Genomic DNA, 18,631 nt, shown 5'->3' with positions numbered 1-18,631 from the left:
CCGAGCCGCCCTGTCACCTGAGCCGTTCCAGCTCCGCGTCCAGCCGCAGGGTGAGTTCGGCGGTGGCGGCCAGCGCCGAACTCGGGTCACCGGGATCCCCGCCGGTGACCCGGGTGCAGATGGAGCGGTACATCTCGGGATAGCTGTGCTGGCGGTTCAACCGGTGCCGGCGGAACACCCGGCGGTTGTCCTCCGCCTCGTAACGCGTCCAGTCGACGATCCGCACGGTGCGGCCGTTCGCGCGCAGTTCGGTGTACTCACGCTGCCCGTACCGGCTCCCACCGGCGCTCGTCAGAGTCAGGGAGAGCACGGAGTCGTTCACCAGCTCGACGGCCAGCGTGACGACGTCGCCGCGGGCCTGGAAGACGGACGTCCGGCGGACCGCGGCGAAGTCGTTGAGCCACAGGAAATGGTCGATCCAGTGGCACCCGTTGCTGACCACCCGGCTGCGCGAGATGGGCCAGCGGTACCAGTGCCGACGCGGCAGCGGCTCCTCGAAGACGACCGCGCTGTAGCTCAGCGGCCCGGTCCTGTCACGCAGGCGCAGATCCTGCCGGGCCCAGTCGTTGATGGGCGAGTGGCGGCGCTGGAAACACGCGAACAGCCGGCCGCCCCGGTCGACAGCCTTCACCACCTGCTCGAGATCGCTCTCGCAGGTCACCACGGGCTTCTCGACCACGGCCACCGATCCCGCGGCGAGCGCGTCGAGGGTCAGCGGCGCGTGCGTGTGGTGGTAGCCCGCGATGAGCAGGACGTCCACCCGCTCCCCGTCCCGCAGGCCGGGAGCGGTGTCCCAGCAGACGTCGCGCCGGCGCCGGTTGCCCAGCTGGGTGGGATCCAGCTCGTGGACCCGCACGACGTCCAGATGCGGCGCCACGAACGGGAGCACCTGGGTCTTGGCGTAGTTCCCGAGCCCGAACAGCGCGGCCGTCGGCCGGGCCGGCACCCGCGCGGGACGCGGCAGGCGCGGCAGCGGCAGCGGCAGGCGCTGCAGCGGCGGGCGCGGCGGGTCGACCTCGCGCACCGCGGTGCCGACCGACAGGACGCGGTCGCCACCGGCGGAGGGTGCCGCCACCTCGCCGGCGGCCCAGGCGGCGAGCCGGTCGACGGCGGCGGGCTCGACCCGGGCACCCGAACTCGGCGACCAGCCGACGAGCCCGGAGTCCACCACCGGACCCGGCGACACCGGCGACGGCCGGTAGACGACGGGTCCGCCGGCCACCCGCTCCGCCGCCGGACGCACGAGATCGCGGTGCAGCACCACCCGTTCCATACAGGCCGGATGGCAGGGCGCGACGAAGAACACCGCGTCGGACGCCCGCTCGCCGGTGCGGTCGGGCGCCCCGACGACCAGCCCGAGGCCGACACCGACGAAACGCTCGTTCCGGCTCCGCTCGCGGTACCGGCTGACCACCTTGCGCGCGGTGGAACGCACCCCGACCTGGCGGACGTAGGTGGCGAGCATCCGGGCGTCCGCCGACCGCACGAAGTAGAGGTCGTCGATGCGGTCGAGCCGGACCCAGAACACCGGCGCGATCCGAAGGTGCTCGGGCGGGAGGGCCTCGTCCAGGAAACCACCGGTCCACCGGTCGGCGATCAGGATGCGCATCGGATCTCCTCCGGAGCTGTCATCGGGCCGTCACCCCCACCGCGACCAGCGCGCGGCGCGCGGCTCGTCCGGCAGCGGCGCGTCGTCGGACGGCAGCCGGGTCAGGCCGTCGAGCAGGCCGTGGAAGACGAGGACGGACAGTGCCGTCCCCCGACGGCGCAGCAGATCCAGCGCCACCGTGCGGGGCAGCACCACCAGCCCGGACCACAGCGCGATCAGGGCCGCGCGTACCCGCCACCCGGACATCCGCGCGAACCAGAGCTGGTTGCGGGTGTAGTAGTAGCCGTACGCCTTCGCCGGCAGCGTCGCGCCGCCGGTGTGCCAGGCCCGGGCCGGGCTGAGCAGGACCCGCCAGCCCGCCCGCCGGGCGCGGCGGCAGAACTCCAGGTCCTCCCAGCCGAGGAAGAAACGGCAGTCCATCGGCACCTGCCGGTGGCACCGCGCCTTGACGAACATGACGGCGCCGGTCACCCAGTCGGCGTCGTGGACGTCGCCGGTCGGCGGTACCCGCAGCACCCTCGGCGCGCCGAGCACCCGGGTGGTGACCGCCGCCCCGGACTGCAGGCCGTCGGCGTTGACCAGCGTCGGCGCGACTATTCCGACGTCGTCTCCGGCGAGGGCCCGCAGGCATTCCGCGATGGTCGCCTCGTCCAGCCGCACGTCGTTGTTCAGCAGGATGTACGTGCTGGCGGACGGATACGCGTCGGTGCCGCACCGGAACCCTCCCCCGAAGCCGAGGTTGCGGGGCGGCACGATCCAGGCGACGCTGGCGGGGAGCTCGGCCGGGCGGCCCGTCAGGTCGTTGGCCACGGCCACGACCTGGTCGACGGCGGGGCTCGTGTCGAGACGGGCCGCGAGGCTGACGGTCGGGTCGACCCCGCCGTAGTGGACGATCACAGCCACCGTCTTGCCCGTCACCACGGGCTTGCCCGTCACCGCGAGCTCCGCGGGTCGGCCCCGGCGAAGTCGCGCGGCTGCTCGGCCGCGGTCCGCTGGACGGGTATGCGCGGGTGCTGCGCGCCGCCGCCGAGCTCGCGTCCGGTCAGCGTGCTGAACACCCGGCCGGTGTAGTCCTGTGGCCGGGTGGTGGCCTCGGCCCACTCGGCCGCCTGCCGCCCCAGCCTGGCCAGCCGCGGCCCGTCCGCGAGCAGGTCGATCAGGACGGCGCTCAGCGCCTCGGCGGACTCGTCCCGCGGGGTCACCCCCGTCAGCCCGTCCTGGTAGGCGTCGCCCGAGCCACCGCGGGCCGGGCCGACCACCGGACAGCCGGCGAGCTGGGCCTCCAGCAGCACCATCCCGTACCCTTCGCCGCCGTACGGCGGTCGGGGCCTGGTCCGGGTACAGAGCACGAACAGATCCGCCGCCGCGTAGAGCCGGGCGAGGTCGGCGTCGCCGGGAGTCTCGTGCACGATGACGTCCTCGTGCGCGCGGATCAGGGTGAGCATGTCCTCGGGCGCCGGGCCGTGGCCGGCGACGACCAGGCGCACGGCGCCGAGCGCACGGCGCACCGTCGTCAGGGCGTCCAGCAGGACGGGCAGGCCCTTGCCCTCCCAGGCGGCGAGGCGGAACGCGGTCAGCAGCGTCGGCACGCCGGACGTGCCACCCGGGGTGGCCGAGGCGGACCGACGCGCGCCCTGCGCCAGCAGCTCGGCCCGCCAGGACGGGGCGAGGCCGGGTCGGATGATCGGCCCCTGGCTGGTCGCGGCCAGGACGCCGGCCCCATAGGAGCTGATGGCGACCGGCACGAGCGCGGCGTCGCGGTGCAGCAGCGCCCGGTCCCTGCGCCGCATCGCCCAGATGTCGTCGCCGTAGCACACGACGAACGCCCGGCGGGCCACCGTCAGCCGGGCGACCGCCGCGGCGACCGGAATCAGGTTGGGATGACCCGCCACGACGACGTCGGGTCGCCACTGCCCGCGGGCGGCGGCCAGTGCTCCGATGACGAAACGGGCACGAGGAACGGGGAAAGTATCCCTGCCGGGACGGCGCATATCCAGCCGGTGGACGTCGCCGCCCCCGCCCCGGAGGCATTCCTCAATGGTCCAGAGATAGCGCTCTATTCCTCCACCGAGACCGTTGGACGGAGCGAGCAGCAGCACCCGGCACCGGTCGGTGCCAGGCAGGGCTGGCACCGACGGATGCCTCTTAATCCGATGCACGAGGCGGACCCTAGCACCGGTTCCGTATCGCCAGTTCGTTTCGCCGTCCGTGGCGTCGCTGCCTGTGGATAAAGAAGGTTCACAGCCGTAATACCGCATGTTCCGGCGACATCACCCGGGGCTTTTTTCGGGAGCCGCGAGGATCGGCCGCGGCACGGTTCTTGTCACGGTTCCGACAGGGTGCTCCTGGTCCGACGCCACCGGCACCGCCGCCGACACACCAGCGCAAACCGATACGCCGCGCGGTCGACGAAAAGCGACCATCACACGCAGGGCGTCCACCAGGAGCGACGGCGCGGGACCGGGGATTTTTCTGTCAACCGCGGGACGGCAGGATGCGACTCGCCTATCCCGCGCCAACGCCTGTGCCCACGCCCGTGCCACACCGAGACCTATCGTCTACCTCCGGCGCACAGAAAAACGATCACAGTGTGGCGGCTTTGTTCTCCCAGCGGCGGACTTCGAGCGAAAGAGATCGGCTGCCCACTGCCTGCCCAGGAGCGCGGATGATGACATCACTCGGTCGGTGGTCTCGCGACCGGAGCCACCACCGACCACCCAACCGACCGGCACCGGGCCGACGGCCGCCGGGTCGACCCTCGTGGGGCCGACGGTCACGTGGCGCGGCGGGCCGCGACGCCTCGGCCGGCCAGTCCGTGACGCTTGCCCATGCCTTCGTCGCCCCGAACAGCTTCAACGCGCTCAGGATGGGCCTCGCCTGCACAGTGATCATCGTGCACGGCATCGCGTTCGGCGGCTACTCCACCCGGATCGGGCCGGACTACGACATCGCCGCCATGGCGGTCGACGGGTTCTTCGTCATCAGCGGGTTCCTGATCGTCCGGAGCCGGATCCGGTGCCGGACGACGGCCCGGTACCTGTGGCACCGGGCCGTCCGCATCCTGCCCGCCTTCTGGGTGTGTCAGCTCGTGGTGGCATTCGTCGTCGCGCCGCTGGGCTGGCTGTACATGCGGGGCACCCTCGCCGGCTACCTGACCGCGAGCCCGCACGGCCCGATCTCGTACGTGCTGCACAACCTGACCCCGCGGATGAGCTTCTTCGACATCGCGGGAACCCCCAGCGGAGTCCCCTTTCCGCCGGCCGATTCGGGTATGCCGGCGCTCTGGAACGGAAATCTGTGGACCCTGTGGTGGGAGGTTCTCTGCTACCTCGGCGTCGCGGCACTCGCCGTCTTCTCGCTGCTCCGGGGCCGCGTGGTGCTGACCGTCCTCGGCGCGGTGCTGGCCGTACTGGCCCTCATTAGGCTTGATCCGGGTCGTACGGCCCAGCTGCTCGGCCCCGTTTTCGAGTCCGGCTATGGCCGCTTCGCGCCGCTCTTCCTCTCCGGCGCCCTGCTGTCCGTCTACGCCGAGAGAATTCCGTGTTCCCGGATCCTGGCGGCCGCCAGCGCCGTTATGGTGGGGATAGCGTATTACGATCCCGGCACCGCGCTCCGCACGATCAGTGAGCCCTCCGGGAATTACCTGCTCGGCGCGCTGCCGATGGCCTATCTCTGTGTATGGCTCGCCATCCGCCTTCCCTTCCAGGGCTTCGGCACGAAGGTCGACCTGTCCTACGGCGTGTACATCTACGGATCCCCGGTGCAGCAGCTCGCGGCCGTCTACGGCCTGTACAAGATGGGGCCGTTTCCGTATGTCATCTCCACCCTGGCCGTCACGTTTCTCCTCGCGACGGCCAGCTGGTTCGCGGTGGAGTCACGCGCGCTGTCGCTGCGGAACTGGACGCCCAGGACACCAGGGGCGATCGCCCGCGCCGGCGCCCGCGTGAGCGGCCGTGGGCCCGCGGTCACACGGCGGACCCAGGTGGCGGTCGACGGGCTGATTCCCCGGCAACGCCCCGCCCAGCCGGCCGAGATCACCCAGGTGCTCGACCGGGTCCTGCCGGCAGGCACGACCGAACCCGTCGGCACCGCTGGGCCGGCCGGCCCAGCCGGCCCGCAGGCGCTCCCATCAGCCTCGCGGCGGTCAGCTGGGGGCGGTGGCCGCCAGGAGAGCGGCGAGTAGCCGGTCCAGCGACTCAAGGGCGGCCTCGATGGCATCCGCGCACGCGCGGAAGTCGTCGAGGCCACCGCCGAGGGGATCATCAAGGTCGTCGTCAGCGGGATCGTCCGGGGGCGCCACGCCACGCGCGCCCGCGCTCGCCACCCCGAGTGCCATCCCGGCGGCGCGCAGCCGTCCGCTGGGATGACGACCGGCGACCTCGGCGGCAAGCCTGTCGATACGCGACGGTGTCACCGCCTCCGCCAGGCGCGCGAACTCCCGCAGGGTGAAGGTCCGCCGGACGGCGCGCGGCGCCATCTCGACGATGCGGACCCGATGCGCCCGCGTCGCACAGAGCACGATGTCGGCCGCCGCCACCATCGCGGGGGTGACCTGGCGCGAGCGGAACCCGGTGTCGTCCGCGCCGCGTTCGCGCAGTACCGCCGCGGCCGTCGGCTCCATGGGCCCGCCGGTGAACGCCCGCACACCCGCGCTGCGTACCAGCACCGAGGGCTCCGGTGCGCCCGGCAGGCCCGCCGCCACCGTGAGGCGACCCAGGCGAGCCCCGGCCAGGCGCTCAGCCATCGGCGAACGGCAGAGATTGCCGGTGCAGACCATCAGCACCGACCAGTCGGTCCGCTCCCCGATGCCATCCGAGCACCTGGCCATCGCGCTACCCGCCCATCCTCGCCGTGCCGCCTGCCCGCGACCCCACCAGCCGCCTACGACGTCAACTACTTACAGTGCTCGAATGGATACTATCCATCCAGGATGGGTCCGCTCGAGCGCACCACCGGCGAAGCGCACGACCAGATGCCGCGGGCCGAAGCGATCATCTCGGCTAGCCCGCCATACGCCCGTCCTGAACAGGCTGGGCCGGCCGTCGCGGGTTTCCCCGTTCACCACGCGATGACGATGACGGCGACCGGACTCCGGCCTGCCACAGCGGGCCGGTGGCGGCCGGGACGGCCAGCACCGGCCGCGGCGACGCGACGGGGGCGCCCAGCGCCGCTCGCGCTCCGCGCCGGGGCGTTGATCGTCTCCCACCCGCCGTGGTGGCGCCGCTCCCGATCGGCGCGACGGCTCCCGGTCCGGCCACCGGCGCGACGGCCCCGTGGGCGTCGGGTCTGTCACCCAGGGGCCCCTGGGTGACAGACCCGACGTTGATCGGGCCCGTCGCGGGGGCCTCGCCCGGCGAGGGCAGCCGCCGGAACCGGTCGCCCCACTCCCGCAGCCAGCTCAGCACCCGCTCGCCACCCAGCGGCCGGGAGATGAAGTACCCCTGGACCTCGTCACACTGCCATTCGGCGAGGTGGTGCCAGGACTGTGACGTCTCGACCCCCTCGGCGACGATGCGCAGCTGTAGCGCGTGCGCGAGTGAGACCGTGGAGCGCACGATCGCGGCCGCGGACGTGTCCCGGTCGATGTCGCGCAGGAATCGTTGGTCGAGCTTCACCTCGTCGGCCGGCAGCTCCCGGAGGTACGCCAGGGAACAGAGACCGGTGCCGTAGTCGTCGAGACTGACCCGCACACCATGGTCACGCAGGCCGGCGAGGGTTCGCTGCGCCTTCTCCAGCACCGTGATCAGCCCGTCCTCGGTGACCTCGACGACAAGCGCCGCCGCGGGCAGGCCGTGGCGTCGCAGCGACCTGCGGACCAGGTCGACGAAACCGGGATCGACGATGACCGACGCCGGCACGTTCACCGAGACCGCCAGCTCGGCGCCGGCGCGGTGCCAACGGGCACAGTCCGCCAGCGCGATGTCCAGCACCCGCTGGGTCAGCCGGCCCATCAGGCCGGCACGCTCCATCTCGGGCAGGAACATGTCCGGCGGACGTACCCCGTCGGTCGGATGGCGCCAGCGCACGAGCGCCTCGACACCGCTGATCCGCCCGCTGCGCATGTCGGCCTTGGGCTGGTACCGCAGCTCGATCTGGCCGTCGTCCAACGCCTCCCGCAGATCGGCCCGCAGCCCGAGGCGGGTGCGGTTGCCGAGCTGGCAGTCGGGGCCGTAGACGCGCTGGCCGCTGCGGGAACGCTTGGCCTCGTACATCGCGGCCTCGGCCCGCCCCATGAGGTCCTGCACCCCCCGGCCGTGCTCGGGCGCGTGCGCGATGCCGATGCTGACGTCGGCCTGGACCGGCAGATCGTCCAGCTCCACGGGCAGCCGGAGCGCTTCGCGGATCCGTCGGACGACTCCCTCAGCGCCGGAGAGGTCCGTGCCCGGCAGCAACAGCGCGAACTCGTCACCGTCGACCCGCGCGAGCAGGTCGGTCGGGCGGATCACCGAGGACAGCCGGGCGCTGACGCTCGCGAGCAACCGGTCTCCCTGCTCGTGACCGAGCGCTCCGTTGATGTCCCGCAGGCGGTCGAGATCGATCAGGATGAGTGCCGCGGACGGCGGGCCGCCGGCCCGGTGGCCACCACCGAGCCAGCGCGAGGCGGTCCGCACGAAGTACCGGCGGCCCGGCAGACCGGTGAGGCTGTCGGTGTCGTTGCGGTGGCGCCGGCCGAGCGCGACGGTCCGCCCGCCGAGCCCGAACGCGGGCAGCCACGCCACCGCGGCCGCCGCCAGCGACATCCGCACCATGGTGCTCGGTATCAGCGCCCGGCTGGCGAGGTACCAAACGAGGATCACGGTAAGGACGGCGACGGCGGCGGCGACGCGGCCCGAGGCCACGGCCCACGGCCCGGCGACCTCCCGGGCCGAAATCGACACCGACGCCGAATACGGAGTTGTCACCGACCGTGAATCCGGGATCACACCAGAAACAGGTCGGGGTTTTCCCTCAGTGCCGGCCGGTTTATCGACAACACCGCCGTGAGACACCGTCGCCGCCGGGGCCGATTCCCGCCGCGACGACACGGCACGCGACACGGTGAGGCGCCGGAGCCGGCCCGCACGCGCCGACGTCGTCACGGGCCCTCACCCGCCGGACCAACCAGAGAACTGACTTGCCTGACCATACGATTTGCCCCCGAAGTCGAACCTGTCCCGCCCGGAACGAAGCTCCCCTTCGCTTTGGCCGCCGCCCGATGGCGGCGGCCGGCGGATGGTTCGTTCGTCCCGCGGTGTGCGAGCGTAACCCACACGAGTCGGCAGATTATCCGACGCCCGGCATTTCCGGACCGGGAGGAACCGGACCCGGCCGCACGCTTCTCCGCGGGAGGAACACTCACCGACCGAATTTCGGACCAGCGGCCGTCGTTCGGCGACACAACGCCACGACATTGGCGTTCGTGGTCTGCTTGTAGTCTGCCCCGACCAAAGGGTGCGGAGGTGTCGGACCGCACCCATGCCACACGGAGCAACACCACCGCGCCTTCCGCGGCTAGTCGCCGACCGTTACTCTCGTAGCAGGCAGATGCGGCTCGACCGCCGGAAATACGACGAACAACAGGAACGCGACAGTCAGGAGCAGCAGGAGCCCGGCGAGCGGGATCCGAACCCTCCCGGACCCTGGCAGGTGTCGGTAGATCCAGCCGTACATTCTCGTTCCCCCTACTCGTCCGCGAGCACCGGAGGTGGTCCGTCGGTCTTGTCCGTGGTCTCGTCGAGCTCGGCGAAGACGATGAGTCTGCTCCGCGCCGAGAATCGCGGATGACAGGTCGTCAGCGTCATCATTGCGCTGGTGGGAGCAACCCCGGGGTGTTCCGGAACGGGATAGGTCACGTCCAGCCGATGTGGGTCGACGACCTCCGACCGGGTCACCCGGTAGGTGAAATACCGATCGGCGACCTCCACCACGATCGGATCGCCCATCCGCAGCTCGTCCACCCGACTGAACGGCTTTCCGTACGTTGTCCGGTGGCCGGAGACGACGAAGTTCCCCACCTCACCGGGCATCGCCGTTCCGGGGAAATGCCCTGGTCCGCGGCGCAGCGCGTCCGCTGACACGCCCTCGACGACAACCGGCGCGTAGTCCGCGCCGAAGCGCGGCACCCGTAGCACGGCGAGCCCCTCGCCGAGGTCGACCGGCGGCACGGCCGGCGGCGCCTCGGCCTTCCCTGTGGGCGCGGGGAGTGCGGGCTTGTGTGCCCAGGCCGTGGTCAGGTCCTTGCGGAGATCGCTCTGCGTCCGGGCCGCCAGCAGGTCGGTGATCCAGAGCTGATAGACGAGAAAGAGCACCACGACCACACCGGCCGTAATCATGAGTTCACCGAGACCGCGGGTGACCCGCCCGCCGACCGGACGAGCCGTTAGGGCCGCCGACGGTTTCCGCCAACGCCGCCGCGGTCCGCCCGGTCCGGGCCGGCCGCCGCGGTCGTGGCGCGGGTCCACGGTCTGCCGGGCGCGTGGCACCGCCGGGGGGGCGGCGGGCTGCCGCGGCGGCCCTACCCGCGCCGGCCACTCCGCGGAGGCACCGGTCGCGGGATCCGCGGGTGGCAGGTCGGTCGGCAGCTCCGTCGGCGGGTCAGCTGGGGGCGGGAGGGTCGGCGGGTCGGTGGGCGGCAACTCCGTGGGCGGGTCCGGCAGCGGCGGCAGCGTGCGCGGATCAGGTACCGGCAGAACGCTTCCCGTGCCGTCTTCGTGGCCTGCGGCCCGCGACCCACCACCCATGTCATCACCCTAAGGCATCAGACCAATGCTCTTAGTAATTGAGTAGCGGGGGTCGAAGCCGAACGGCAGCTCCAGCCGGTGGGAGGCCAGCAGCACCTCGTCGGCGAGCAGGTCCGCCGTCGCACCGTCGGCGGCGATCACCCCCCCGTCCAGGATCACCGACCGGGGGCAGAGCTGCAGCGCGTAGGGAAGATCGTGGGTGACCATGAGGAGGGTCAGGTCGAGGCCGGTGAGGACCTCGGCCAGTTCCCGCCGCCCGGCCGGGTCGAGGTTGGCCGACGGCTCGTCCAGGACGAGCACGTCGGGTCGCATGGCGAGCACCGTCGCGACCGCCGCCCGGCGCCGCTCCCCCAGGCTGAGATGGTGCGGAGCCCGGTCCGCGAACTCGTCGAGGCCGACGGCGGCAAGCGCCTCGCGGACCCGTTCGGCGAGGTCCACCCCGCGCACGCCGAGGTTCGCCGGGCCGAAGGCGACGTCCTGCCCGACGGTGGGCATGAACAGCTGGTCGTCGGGATCCTGGAACACCAGGCCCACCCGGCGGCGGACGTCCCGCATGTTCGGAGCCGTGACGGGGACGCCGTCGACCCGCACCGTGCCGGCCCCGGGGGTCAGGATGCCGTTGAGGTGGAGCATCAGCGTGGTCTTGCCCGCGCCGTTCGGCCCCAGGACGGCGACCCGCTCGCCGCGCGCGACCGCGAGGTCGACCCCGAAGAGCACCTGACGGCCGTCGGGGTAGGCGAAGGCGAGCCCTTCGACCTCGATCACGCGGGCGCGCCCAGGTCGAGGCGACGGCCCAGCACCGCGATGGCCGCACCGACGATGACCAGGCACAGCGCCGCACCCCACTGCGCCCGCCGCGGCATGGGGCCGGGCAGCGCGCCGGGCAGCGCGCCGGTGTAGCCCCGGGCCAGCATCGCCAGGTGCACCCGTTCGCCCCGCTCGTAGGAGCGGATGAACAGCGTGCCCAGCGACGCCGCCAACGCCCGGGTGGCGAGCAGCGACCGGGGCTCGTGCGCCCGCGAGCGGCGCGCGATGCTCATCCGGCCCATCTGGTCGAGGACGATACCGGCGTACCGGATCATGAAGGACGCCACAGCGACGATCACCGGCGGCATCCGCAGCCGCTCCAGCCCGACGAGCAGCTCCCGCGCCGGAGTGGTCGCGGCGAGCACGATGACCGTCATCAGCCCCAGGGTAGCCCGCGCGACCAGCCCGAACGCCTGTTCCAGGCCGGGCCGGGAGAGCGCCACGCCGAGCACCTCCGTCCGCTCCCCCGGCACGACGAACGGCAGGGCCACCGCGAACGCGACGAAGGGCAGCTCGACCGCGAGCCTGCGCAGGACGAGCCCGGGCGGAAGGTGGGCGAGCGCGCACAGCCCGCCGACGACGGCCAGATGCGCCCCGAACGCCCAGCCCGCGGTGATGGGCGTGAGCACGACGCAGACGACATACCCGAACGTCGCCACGATCTTGCACTGGGCGGGCAGTCGGTGCAGAACGCTTCCGCCCGGATGGTAGGGATCAAGGACGTGGGCGCCACCCATGACGCGACCGCTCCCGCTCGTCCTGGTCAGACGACGGGCGCCGCGCCGGCACCCGCAGCACCGTCAGGACCGTCAGGACCGTCAGGACCGGGATCGTCCGGACCGTGGTGACCGGGCGGAGCCGCCGGGCGGCCGGCGCCGCGGGACCGCAGCCGGACCACCCCGAAGACGAGCAGGCCACCGACGACGAAGGCGATCGACACTCCGATGACGCCGGCGACGCCGCCGGCGAGGCGTTCGTTGCCGATGCCGGATACGGCGTAGTCGGCAAGCGGCCAGTTCGCGAAGGCGTGGTCGTCGGCCTGGCCGAGGAAGCCCTTCTCCGCGGCGACCTTCTCCAGGCCGTCCGGCCGTGAGCTGGCGTAGCCAGACACGAAACCGGCGAGCACGAAGGCCACGAACAGCCCCGCGACGACGAAACGGGTGTTGCCGCGACGTGCCCCGTCGGCGGTCACGCCTCGCTCCCCGCGGCCGCCCCGCCCCCGGGACCGGCGGGCACGGCCGCGGCCCGCGGGCGGATCTCCAGCCGCCGGGCCTCGAGGAGCTTCCGGGCGCCGTAGACGAGGTCGGGCCGGGTGCTCATGACCAGGCTCACCGTCGCCGCCGTGATGACGGCCTCCCCTATGCCGATCAACGCGTGCACGCCGAGCATCGCGCCGGCGACGCCGCCGAGCGGCAGGTCCACCGTCCCGCCGAGCGCGAACTCGATCACGAACGCCCCGGCGGCGAGCGGCACGGTGATCAGCGCGGCCACGGCGGCGGCGGTGGCGACCGACGGCGCACGGGCCGGCAGGAGCCGCAGGAACAGCGCGAACAGGGCGTACCCGCCGAGCGCGCCGACCACGGCCATGTTCGTGATGTTGAGGCCGAGTGCCGTCAGCCCGCCGTCGGCGAACAGCGACTGGACGCCGAGCACCACGGCGATCGCGATCGCCCCCAGCCAGGGCCCGACCAGTACGGCCGCCAGGACGCCGCCGAGCAGGTGCCCGCTCGTGCCCATGGCCACCGGGAAGTTGAGCATCTGGGCCGCGAAGACGAAGGCGGCGCACAGCCCGGCGAGCGGGACCACCTGGTCGGAGGCCTCCTCGCCTGCACGCTTCACCGCGTACCCGACGCCCGCGACGGCGACCGCCCCGAACGCGGCCGACGTCGGCGCGTCCACGAATCCGTCCGGGATATGCATGATCTCTCCTCGACCGCGGTGCCCGAACCAGGCGGCGACGCCCGACCGGTCCTCGGTCGCTAAGGATACGCAGCTGCGAATGATTTGCAGTACCAAACGGAAGACTCGGCCGAGCTCGGACAGCCGGCTGGTACGCCACGCACCCGCACCCCGGCTCGCCACCCAGCACTTTCAGTAATCTCTTCGCTACTCTTAGCCTGAAGGTAAGGGGCCGGTGCCCCGACGGCACCGGAGTCGACAGGCACCGGGGTCGGCATCAGCACCCACCAGCGCCCGTCCACGCCAGCCCGCGCAGGTCCGCCCGAGGTGAGTTCATGAAGACCGTCGCGGTGATAGTCCACTGGGGAACGCCCGATCCGACGACCGAGCTCGCGACCCGGCTGGACGCCTCCGCCCAGATCGACCAGGTCGCCGTCGTCGCCAACGACCGGTCCCGGCGGCCGGCCCAGCTCCCGCCCGGGGTCAGCTGGCTCCTCCCGCCGCGCGACCTCGGAGTCGGGGGCGGCTTCCGGCACGCGGCGGACGCCTTCCCCGCCGCGTCGGCCTACCTGCTGGTCACCAACGACGTGGTGATCGACGAGGACACCATCGCGACCTGTCTCGCCCTGCTGACCGGTACCAACATCGGCATCGTCGCGCCGACCCTCGTCGTGGCGGAGGGCGTGCGGGCGGCCGCGGCCCGGCTCACCAGGTTCCTCGTCGCGTCGAAGGTGCTGGGACGGGCCCCGACCAGCCGCCCGAGCGAGGCCGACTGGGTCTCCGGCGCGGCGATGTTCATCAAGGCCGAGTGCCACCAGCGGGTCCCGATGGACGGCCGTTTCTTCCTCGGTTTCGAGGACATCGACTTCTGCCACCGGGCCCGCAGCGCCGGCTGGAGCGTGGTGGTCAGCCCCGCGCGCGCCTGGCGGGCCGGTGGTGGCCTGAGCGCGCCGGCCCACCGCGATTACTACTGCTACTACGAGGTGCGCAACCGGTTGTGGTTCACCCGGGTCCGCCGTTGGCACGGGCGCACGGCCCTCGTGACGGCGTGGACGGTGCTGGTGACGCTGCCCCGCGCCGCCGTCCTCGACCTGTTCCGCTCCGGGGCGCGCGCGAGCTCGGCGCTCGTCCTGCACGGGTTGGTGGACGGGCTCGGCGCGCTCCCGCCGAGCGGTGATCCCAGCCCGGACGAGCCACGGGTCACCCGCTGGACGACTCCCGGCTGACCGGGCTGGACGAGGCCGCCGGCACCAGCCGGGCGGACTCCCGGGCGGACTCCCCGGCGCGCCGCCCGACGGCCGACACCGGCCCGCCCGCCGGGACGGTGAGGAACACCGCCTGCCAGGCGAAGAGGTTCGGCCGGTTCGCCAGGGCCCAGCGGTCGGCGCGGGCGACCAGCTCCCGTGGGAACAGCCGCCGACTCCGCCACCAGGGCAGGCCGCCGCTGGCGTCGGAGGCGAGGATGGCCAGGCCGTTCGTCTCCAGCAGCCGGCGGGCGGTGTCGACGGTGAAGAACCGGACGTGGGTGGAGTCCATCACTCCGGTCTTGGTGTACTCGAACCGGCCGAGCAGATGCTCGGCCCGCTGCCGGAAGTGCGCGACGTTCGGCAGGGCGATCGCGATGCGCCCCCCGGGCGCGAGCACCCGGCGCGCCTCCGCGATCAGCGCGGCCGGATCGACGAGGTGCTCCAGGATGTGCGACAGCAGCACCAGGTCGAACGAGCCGTCGGCCGCGAACGGCAGCCCGGCCGAAAGGTCGGCGAGCTCGGTGGCCACGCACTCCGCGGTGGCGGCCACCAGCTCCGCCGGGTCGAGTGTCACCCCGGTGACCTGCCAGCCCTGGCGCCGCAGCAGCCGCGCGTTGTCGCCGGCACCGCAGCCGCAGTCGAGGACCCGGCCGGGTGGGATGTCGAGCAGGTCGAGCAGGGCCCGATTTCCCGGATTGCGGTACTGCAGGTCCATGGGCATCGACGGCTCCCTGTGGTCCACGCTCGGAAATGCGCCAGCCAGCTACACCAAGATCAAATAAACCGATCAACTACATCAAAAGATCGTCACAATAGGAGATTGCCTCACTACAAACAGTAGCAGTAGCGGTTGGTGGCATCGCACAGGCCGCCACCCGCCACACGGAGCCACACCCGGCCGGGCGGAACACGATAACTACCAGGAGACTCACTAGTATCACGCTCCGTGTCACACTTTCGCAGATCACCCCGTCCACCGACCCAGGATGCGGGCGGCCCGCGAGTACTCCTGCTCAGCCCGTCACCAGGCCGCCAGAACCCGGACGCGGCACGCAACCTCGCGGTGATCGCGGCGCGACTGCGCGCCGGCGGTGCCGAGCTCCTGCGGATCGAGCCACCCGAGACGCCCGCTCTCACCGGCGCCAGGCTCACCGGCGCGCAGCTCTCCGGCTTCGGCCGCTCGCTGTGGCGCACCGCCCTCGGCACCCGGGCCCTCGGCGCGCTTGACGGCGTCGTCGTCGGGCAGCCCGACCTCATCCCGGCGGGCGTGCTGGCGGCCCGTCTCACCGGCGCGCGCCGGGTCCCGGTCCTGTTCCACGGCACCGACATGTGGACGATGCGCCCCCACCCGCGCTGGCTGCTCCGCCGCGACCCCCTGCTCTACCCGGTGACGACGAGCTCGTTCGGCGCCGGCGCGCTCGGGGCGGTCAGATTGGGGGCGGTCCTCACCCCCGGCCTCGAGCAGCGGTGGCGGGACATGCTGATCACCGAGGCCGGCCGGCGGCGCCCGCTGCCACCGGTACCCACCGTGCTCAGCGTGTTCCGCCTCGACGAATGGGAGGCCAAGGGCCTGCCCGCCCTCGTCGAGGCCGTGGCCGAGGCCCGCCGCGTCCTGGGCGCGGTGCGTCTGGTGGTCGCCGGACCGGGGCCCGCGCCCGGCGCCCTGCGCGAGCTCGTCGCCGCCAGCGAGCACACCGAGCTGTCCGAGAACCCCGGTGACGAGGCGCTGGCCCGGCTGTACGCCACGGCGGACCTGTTCGCCCTGTGCACCCGGACGCGGACGTCGCCGCCGGTGAGCGGCGAGACGTACGGCATCGCCCTGCTCGAGGCGCAGCTCGCCGGGTGCGCGGTGATCGGCCCGGCGCGGGGCGGCGCCCGCGACGCCTACCGCAACGGCGACACCGGGTGGACGCCGTCCGACGAGTCCCCGCGGGCGCTCGCGCGCGTCCTGCTGGACCTGCTCACCGACCGGGCCCGGCTGGCTCGCGCCGGCCGGCAGGCCGCGGAGTGGGCGAGCGCCTGCACCGAGCCGCGGGCACACACCCGCGCCGTGTTCAACGCCCTGCTGGGCTGCGAGCCCGCGGTCGCGGCCACCGCCGAGGACGGGCTCGCGACGGGCCAGCCGTCCCGGGCGAACGGAGCGCCGGCCATCCGCTAGCGAACCGCGGAAACCGGGAACGGGCCGGCGTCACGGCGGTCGGCCGGCGCGTCGAGCGGGCGCCGCGCCACCAGCAGCCGCCGGAGCGCACCGTCGTCGTCCAGGGCCTCGGTGCTCCCGGCCCCCTCAGGGCTCTCGATCCCGGGCACCGTGGTCGTGACGATCTCGACCTGGGTGAAGCCGGCCCACTCGACCAGCCGCACCGCCTGCGCCCCGGTCCGGACCGCGCGGTACGGCCCGGAGCGCCGCCGCGAGTCGGGGCCCGGCCGCACCGGCCGCGCCGGCACGCCGTCCGGGCGGCCGTCCGGTTCTTCGATCGCGACCCGCATCAGCAACCGGCCGCCGGGCCGCAGGACGGCCCGGACCGAGGTCAGCATGGCCGACAGGTCCTGATCGTCGAGCTGCTCGGCGAGCGCCAGGCACACGGCGACATCCACCCGCCGGCCGGACTCGAAGAACTGCCGGGGGGTCCGGTAGTCGATGTTGAGCGCGGGATTGAGTACCCGCGCGCAGGCGAGAGCGCCCCGCGAGATGTCTATCGCCGCCACGGACCACACCCGCCCGGCCACCGCCCGGGCCAGGTAGCCGGGCCCGCAGCCGACGTCGAGCAGGTCCTGCTCGGGCGCCAGGTAGGGGGCGAGCACGTCCCGGACGAAGACCTCGCGGGAGCGGCGGCTACGCCACGCGCTCTCGTCCCGGCCGTCGGAGCCGCTCGGGCCCGGCCCGAGCAGCCACAGCGCCATGCCCGGTCGCCGGGCCGGCGGTGTCACGGCGAGCAGCATCCGGGCGCAGAAGGCTCTGAGGCTGTTACGCCTACCGGCGGGTCCGGGCGGCACGACGCGCGCCCGGTGCCCCAACGCCGGAACCGGCGTCGAACCGTCAGGGAGTCCGGGAGCCGCAGATCCTTCCGGACTGCCTGACCGCTGCGTCACAGTGCCCGACCCTGACAGGACGGACACGCTTAGTCAACGAACCGCTACAGCGAGTCCAAATACTCGCCAGGTTCGACTACTCCAGGTAGTCGCGCAGCTTCTGGGACCGCGACGGGTGCCGCAGCTTCGACAGCGTCTTCGACTCGATCTGCCGGATGCGCTCCCGGGTGACCCCGAACTCGCGGCCGACCTCCTCCAGCGTGCGCGGATGACCGTCGGTGAGGCCGAAGCGCAGCTGGATCACCTTCTTCTCACGGTCGGACAGCGTGTGCAGCACGGAGTCGAGCTGCTCCTGCAGGAGGATGAAGCTGGCGGCGTCCACCGGGACGACCGCGTCGCAGTCCTCGATGAAGTCGCCGAGGTGGGAGTCCTCCTCCTCACCGATCGGCGTCTCCAGGGAGACCGGCTCCTGCGACACCTTGAGGATCTCCCGCACCTTGTCGGGCGTGAGGTCCATCTCCTTGGCGATCTCCTCCGGGCTCGGCTCCCGGCCGAGGTCCTGCAGGAGCTGGCGCTGGATACGGATCAGCTTGTTGATCGTCTCGACCATGTGCACCGGGATACGGATCGTCCGGGCCTGGTCCGCGATGGCGCGGGTGATGGCCTGCCGGATCCACCAGGTGGCATAGGTGGAGAACTTGTAGCCCTTGGTGTAGTCGAACTTCTCGACCGCGCGGATGAGGCCGAGGTTGCCTTCCTGAATGAGGTCCAGGAAGAGCATCCCGCGCCCCACGTAGCGCTTGGCGATCGAGACGACGAGCCGCAGGTTCGCCTCGACGAGCTTCCGCTTGGCGATCTGACCGTCCCGCTCGATGGCTTCGAGATCCCGCCGCATCTGCGGGGAGGTCTTCTTCGTCGCCACCGCGAGCTTCTCGGAGGCGAACAGACCCGCCTCGATCCGCTTGGCGAGATCGACCTCCTCCTCCGCGGTGAGCAGCGGGACCTTGCCGATCTCCTTGAGGTACATCCGCACCGGGTCGGAGGTCGGCGCCTTGAGCGCCAGCTCCTCCTCCTCGCGGCGGCGACGGGCCAGCAGATCCGCCTCGTCGGCGTTCTCCCCCCCGGCCTCGAGGACTTCGATGCCCTCGTCGTTGAGCACCTGCAGGACAGTCTCGGCCTGCTCGGGGGGCAGCTCGGCCGCCTGGATCGCGACCGTGACGTCCTCGGTGGTGAGGAAACCGATCTCCTTGCCACGGGTGATGAGGTCCTTGACCTCGTCCACCTGGGCCTCGCGGGGTAGGACGGTAGGACTCATGGGC

Annotated in this window: 16 protein-coding genes; 3 read left to right on the top strand and 13 right to left on the bottom strand. The window is 72.5% G+C overall.

The features are described from left to right. Positions 1-13: 13 nt before the first annotated feature. The 3 genes from B056_RS0118655 to B056_RS37070 are packed head-to-tail and all read right to left on the bottom strand — an operon-like array spanning position 14 to position 3,741. Entirely contained in the window at positions 14-1,609 is a 1,596-nt protein-coding gene (locus B056_RS0118655; protein ID WP_026239855.1) for a Gfo/Idh/MocA family oxidoreductase, read from the bottom strand. A 30-nt stretch (positions 1,610-1,639) separates the two neighbouring features. Continuing rightward, positions 1,640-2,545, bottom strand: coding sequence for a glycosyltransferase (locus B056_RS0118650; RefSeq protein WP_230203068.1), 906 nt, complete (start codon positions 2,543-2,545; stop codon positions 1,640-1,642). Then, on the bottom strand, positions 2,542-3,741 hold the full coding sequence (locus tag B056_RS37070) for a glycosyltransferase family 4 protein (RefSeq protein WP_230203067.1): 1,200 nt from the start codon (positions 3,739-3,741) through the stop codon (positions 2,542-2,544). Before B056_RS37070 ends, B056_RS0118650 begins: the two co-directional genes overlap by 4 nt. A 683-nt stretch (positions 3,742-4,424) precedes the next feature. On the opposite strand from B056_RS37070, the gene B056_RS37065 reads away from it, so the two are divergent. Continuing rightward, complete coding sequence (locus tag B056_RS37065; protein ID WP_195905925.1) at positions 4,425-5,792, top strand: acyltransferase family protein; 1,368 nt, start codon at positions 4,425-4,427, stop codon at positions 5,790-5,792. Here the strand turns inward: B056_RS37065 and B056_RS0118635 are convergent. From B056_RS0118635 to B056_RS0118595, 7 genes are all read right to left on the bottom strand, one after another. Then, entirely contained in the window at positions 5,754-6,386 is a 633-nt protein-coding gene (locus B056_RS0118635) for an arsenate reductase/protein-tyrosine-phosphatase family protein (RefSeq protein ID WP_407672389.1), read from the bottom strand. The two genes, B056_RS37065 and B056_RS0118635, sit on opposite strands and share 39 nt — an antisense overlap. A 223-nt stretch (positions 6,387-6,609) precedes the next feature. After that, entirely contained in the window at positions 6,610-8,511 is a 1,902-nt protein-coding gene (locus tag B056_RS0118630) for a putative bifunctional diguanylate cyclase/phosphodiesterase (protein WP_230203065.1), read from the bottom strand. Between the two features lie 759 nt (positions 8,512-9,270). Further along, positions 9,271-9,921 carry a class E sortase gene (locus B056_RS46070; RefSeq protein ID WP_230203064.1) on the bottom strand — a complete coding sequence of 217 codons (651 nt, stop codon included), beginning with the start codon at positions 9,919-9,921 and terminating at the stop codon, positions 9,271-9,273. Between the two features lie 417 nt (positions 9,922-10,338). Further along, entirely contained in the window at positions 10,339-11,094 is a 756-nt protein-coding gene (locus tag B056_RS0118615; protein ID WP_018503377.1) for an energy-coupling factor ABC transporter ATP-binding protein, read from the bottom strand. Then, complete coding sequence (cbiQ, locus tag B056_RS37055; RefSeq protein WP_018503376.1) at positions 11,091-11,873, bottom strand: cobalt ECF transporter T component CbiQ; 783 nt, start codon at positions 11,871-11,873, stop codon at positions 11,091-11,093. The genes B056_RS0118615 and cbiQ overlap by 4 nt, the downstream gene beginning before the upstream one ends. Before the next feature lie 26 nt (positions 11,874-11,899). Beyond that, complete coding sequence (locus B056_RS0118600) at positions 11,900-12,328, bottom strand: PDGLE domain-containing protein (protein WP_018503375.1); 429 nt, start codon at positions 12,326-12,328, stop codon at positions 11,900-11,902. Next, positions 12,325-13,056 (bottom strand): energy-coupling factor ABC transporter permease, encoded by a 732-nt coding sequence (locus B056_RS0118595; RefSeq protein WP_035751835.1) that lies wholly within the window; start codon positions 13,054-13,056, stop codon positions 12,325-12,327. The genes B056_RS0118600 and B056_RS0118595 overlap by 4 nt, the downstream gene beginning before the upstream one ends. A 314-nt stretch (positions 13,057-13,370) precedes the next feature. On the opposite strand from B056_RS0118595, the gene B056_RS0118590 reads away from it, so the two are divergent. Continuing rightward, positions 13,371-14,261, top strand: a complete 891-nt coding sequence (locus B056_RS0118590) for a glycosyltransferase family 2 protein (protein WP_018503373.1) — start codon at positions 13,371-13,373, stop codon at positions 14,259-14,261. Here the strand turns inward: B056_RS0118590 and B056_RS37050 are convergent. Further along, positions 14,236-15,003 carry a class I SAM-dependent methyltransferase gene (locus B056_RS37050; protein ID WP_154677101.1) on the bottom strand — a complete coding sequence of 256 codons (768 nt, stop codon included), beginning with the start codon at positions 15,001-15,003 and terminating at the stop codon, positions 14,236-14,238. The two genes, B056_RS0118590 and B056_RS37050, sit on opposite strands and share 26 nt — an antisense overlap. A 225-nt stretch (positions 15,004-15,228) precedes the next feature. Here B056_RS37050 and B056_RS0118580 point away from each other — a divergent pair, with 225 nt between their 5' ends. Then, the gene (locus B056_RS0118580; protein ID WP_230203063.1) at positions 15,229-16,440 is read left to right on the top strand and encodes a glycosyltransferase family 4 protein; all 1,212 of its coding nucleotides are present in this window, start codon (positions 15,229-15,231) and stop codon (positions 16,438-16,440) included. Here B056_RS0118580 and B056_RS37045 read toward each other — a convergent pair. Both B056_RS37045 and B056_RS0118570 read right to left on the bottom strand, forming a co-directional pair. After that, entirely contained in the window at positions 16,437-17,222 is a 786-nt protein-coding gene (locus B056_RS37045; protein WP_020572573.1) for a class I SAM-dependent methyltransferase, read from the bottom strand. The two genes, B056_RS0118580 and B056_RS37045, sit on opposite strands and share 4 nt — an antisense overlap. Positions 17,223-17,448: 226 nt before the next feature. Further along, positions 17,449-18,627, bottom strand: a complete 1,179-nt coding sequence (locus B056_RS0118570; protein WP_006538863.1) for an RNA polymerase sigma factor — start codon at positions 18,625-18,627, stop codon at positions 17,449-17,451. Positions 18,628-18,631: the final 4 nt, after the last annotated feature.

The organism is Parafrankia discariae (genome assembly GCF_000373365.1).
In the GTDB taxonomy this organism is placed as follows: Bacteria; Actinomycetota; Actinomycetes; order Frankiales; family Frankiaceae; genus Parafrankia; species Parafrankia discariae.
Note: the sequence above shows the minus strand (reverse complement) of the source record. Positions and strands in the feature narration are given on the sequence as shown.

What these genes read in the sequence shown, in the direction of transcription:
- B056_RS37050 (WP_154677101.1), bottom strand. Translation starts at nt 15,003, where the DNA reads ATGCCCATGGACCTGCAGTACCGCAATCCGGGAAATCGGGCCCTGCTC.
- B056_RS37045 (WP_020572573.1), bottom strand. Translation starts at nt 17,222, where the DNA reads ATGCTGCTCGCCGTGACACCGCCGGCCCGGCGACCGGGCATGGCGCTG.
- B056_RS0118590 (WP_018503373.1), top strand. Translation starts at nt 13,371, where the DNA reads ATGAAGACCGTCGCGGTGATAGTCCACTGGGGAACGCCCGATCCGACG.
- B056_RS46070 (WP_230203064.1), bottom strand. Translation starts at nt 9,921, where the DNA reads ATGATTACGGCCGGTGTGGTCGTGGTGCTCTTTCTCGTCTATCAGCTC.
- B056_RS0118635 (WP_407672389.1), bottom strand. Translation starts at nt 6,386, where the DNA reads ATGGTCTGCACCGGCAATCTCTGCCGTTCGCCGATGGCTGAGCGCCTG.
- B056_RS0118570 (WP_006538863.1), bottom strand. Translation starts at nt 18,627, where the DNA reads ATGAGTCCTACCGTCCTACCCCGCGAGGCCCAGGTGGACGAGGTCAAG.
- B056_RS0118655 (WP_026239855.1), bottom strand. Translation starts at nt 1,609, where the DNA reads ATGCGCATCCTGATCGCCGACCGGTGGACCGGTGGTTTCCTGGACGAG.
- B056_RS0118595 (WP_035751835.1), bottom strand. Translation starts at nt 13,056, where the DNA reads ATGCATATCCCGGACGGATTCGTGGACGCGCCGACGTCGGCCGCGTTC.
- cbiQ (WP_018503376.1), bottom strand. Translation starts at nt 11,873, where the DNA reads ATGGGTGGCGCCCACGTCCTTGATCCCTACCATCCGGGCGGAAGCGTT.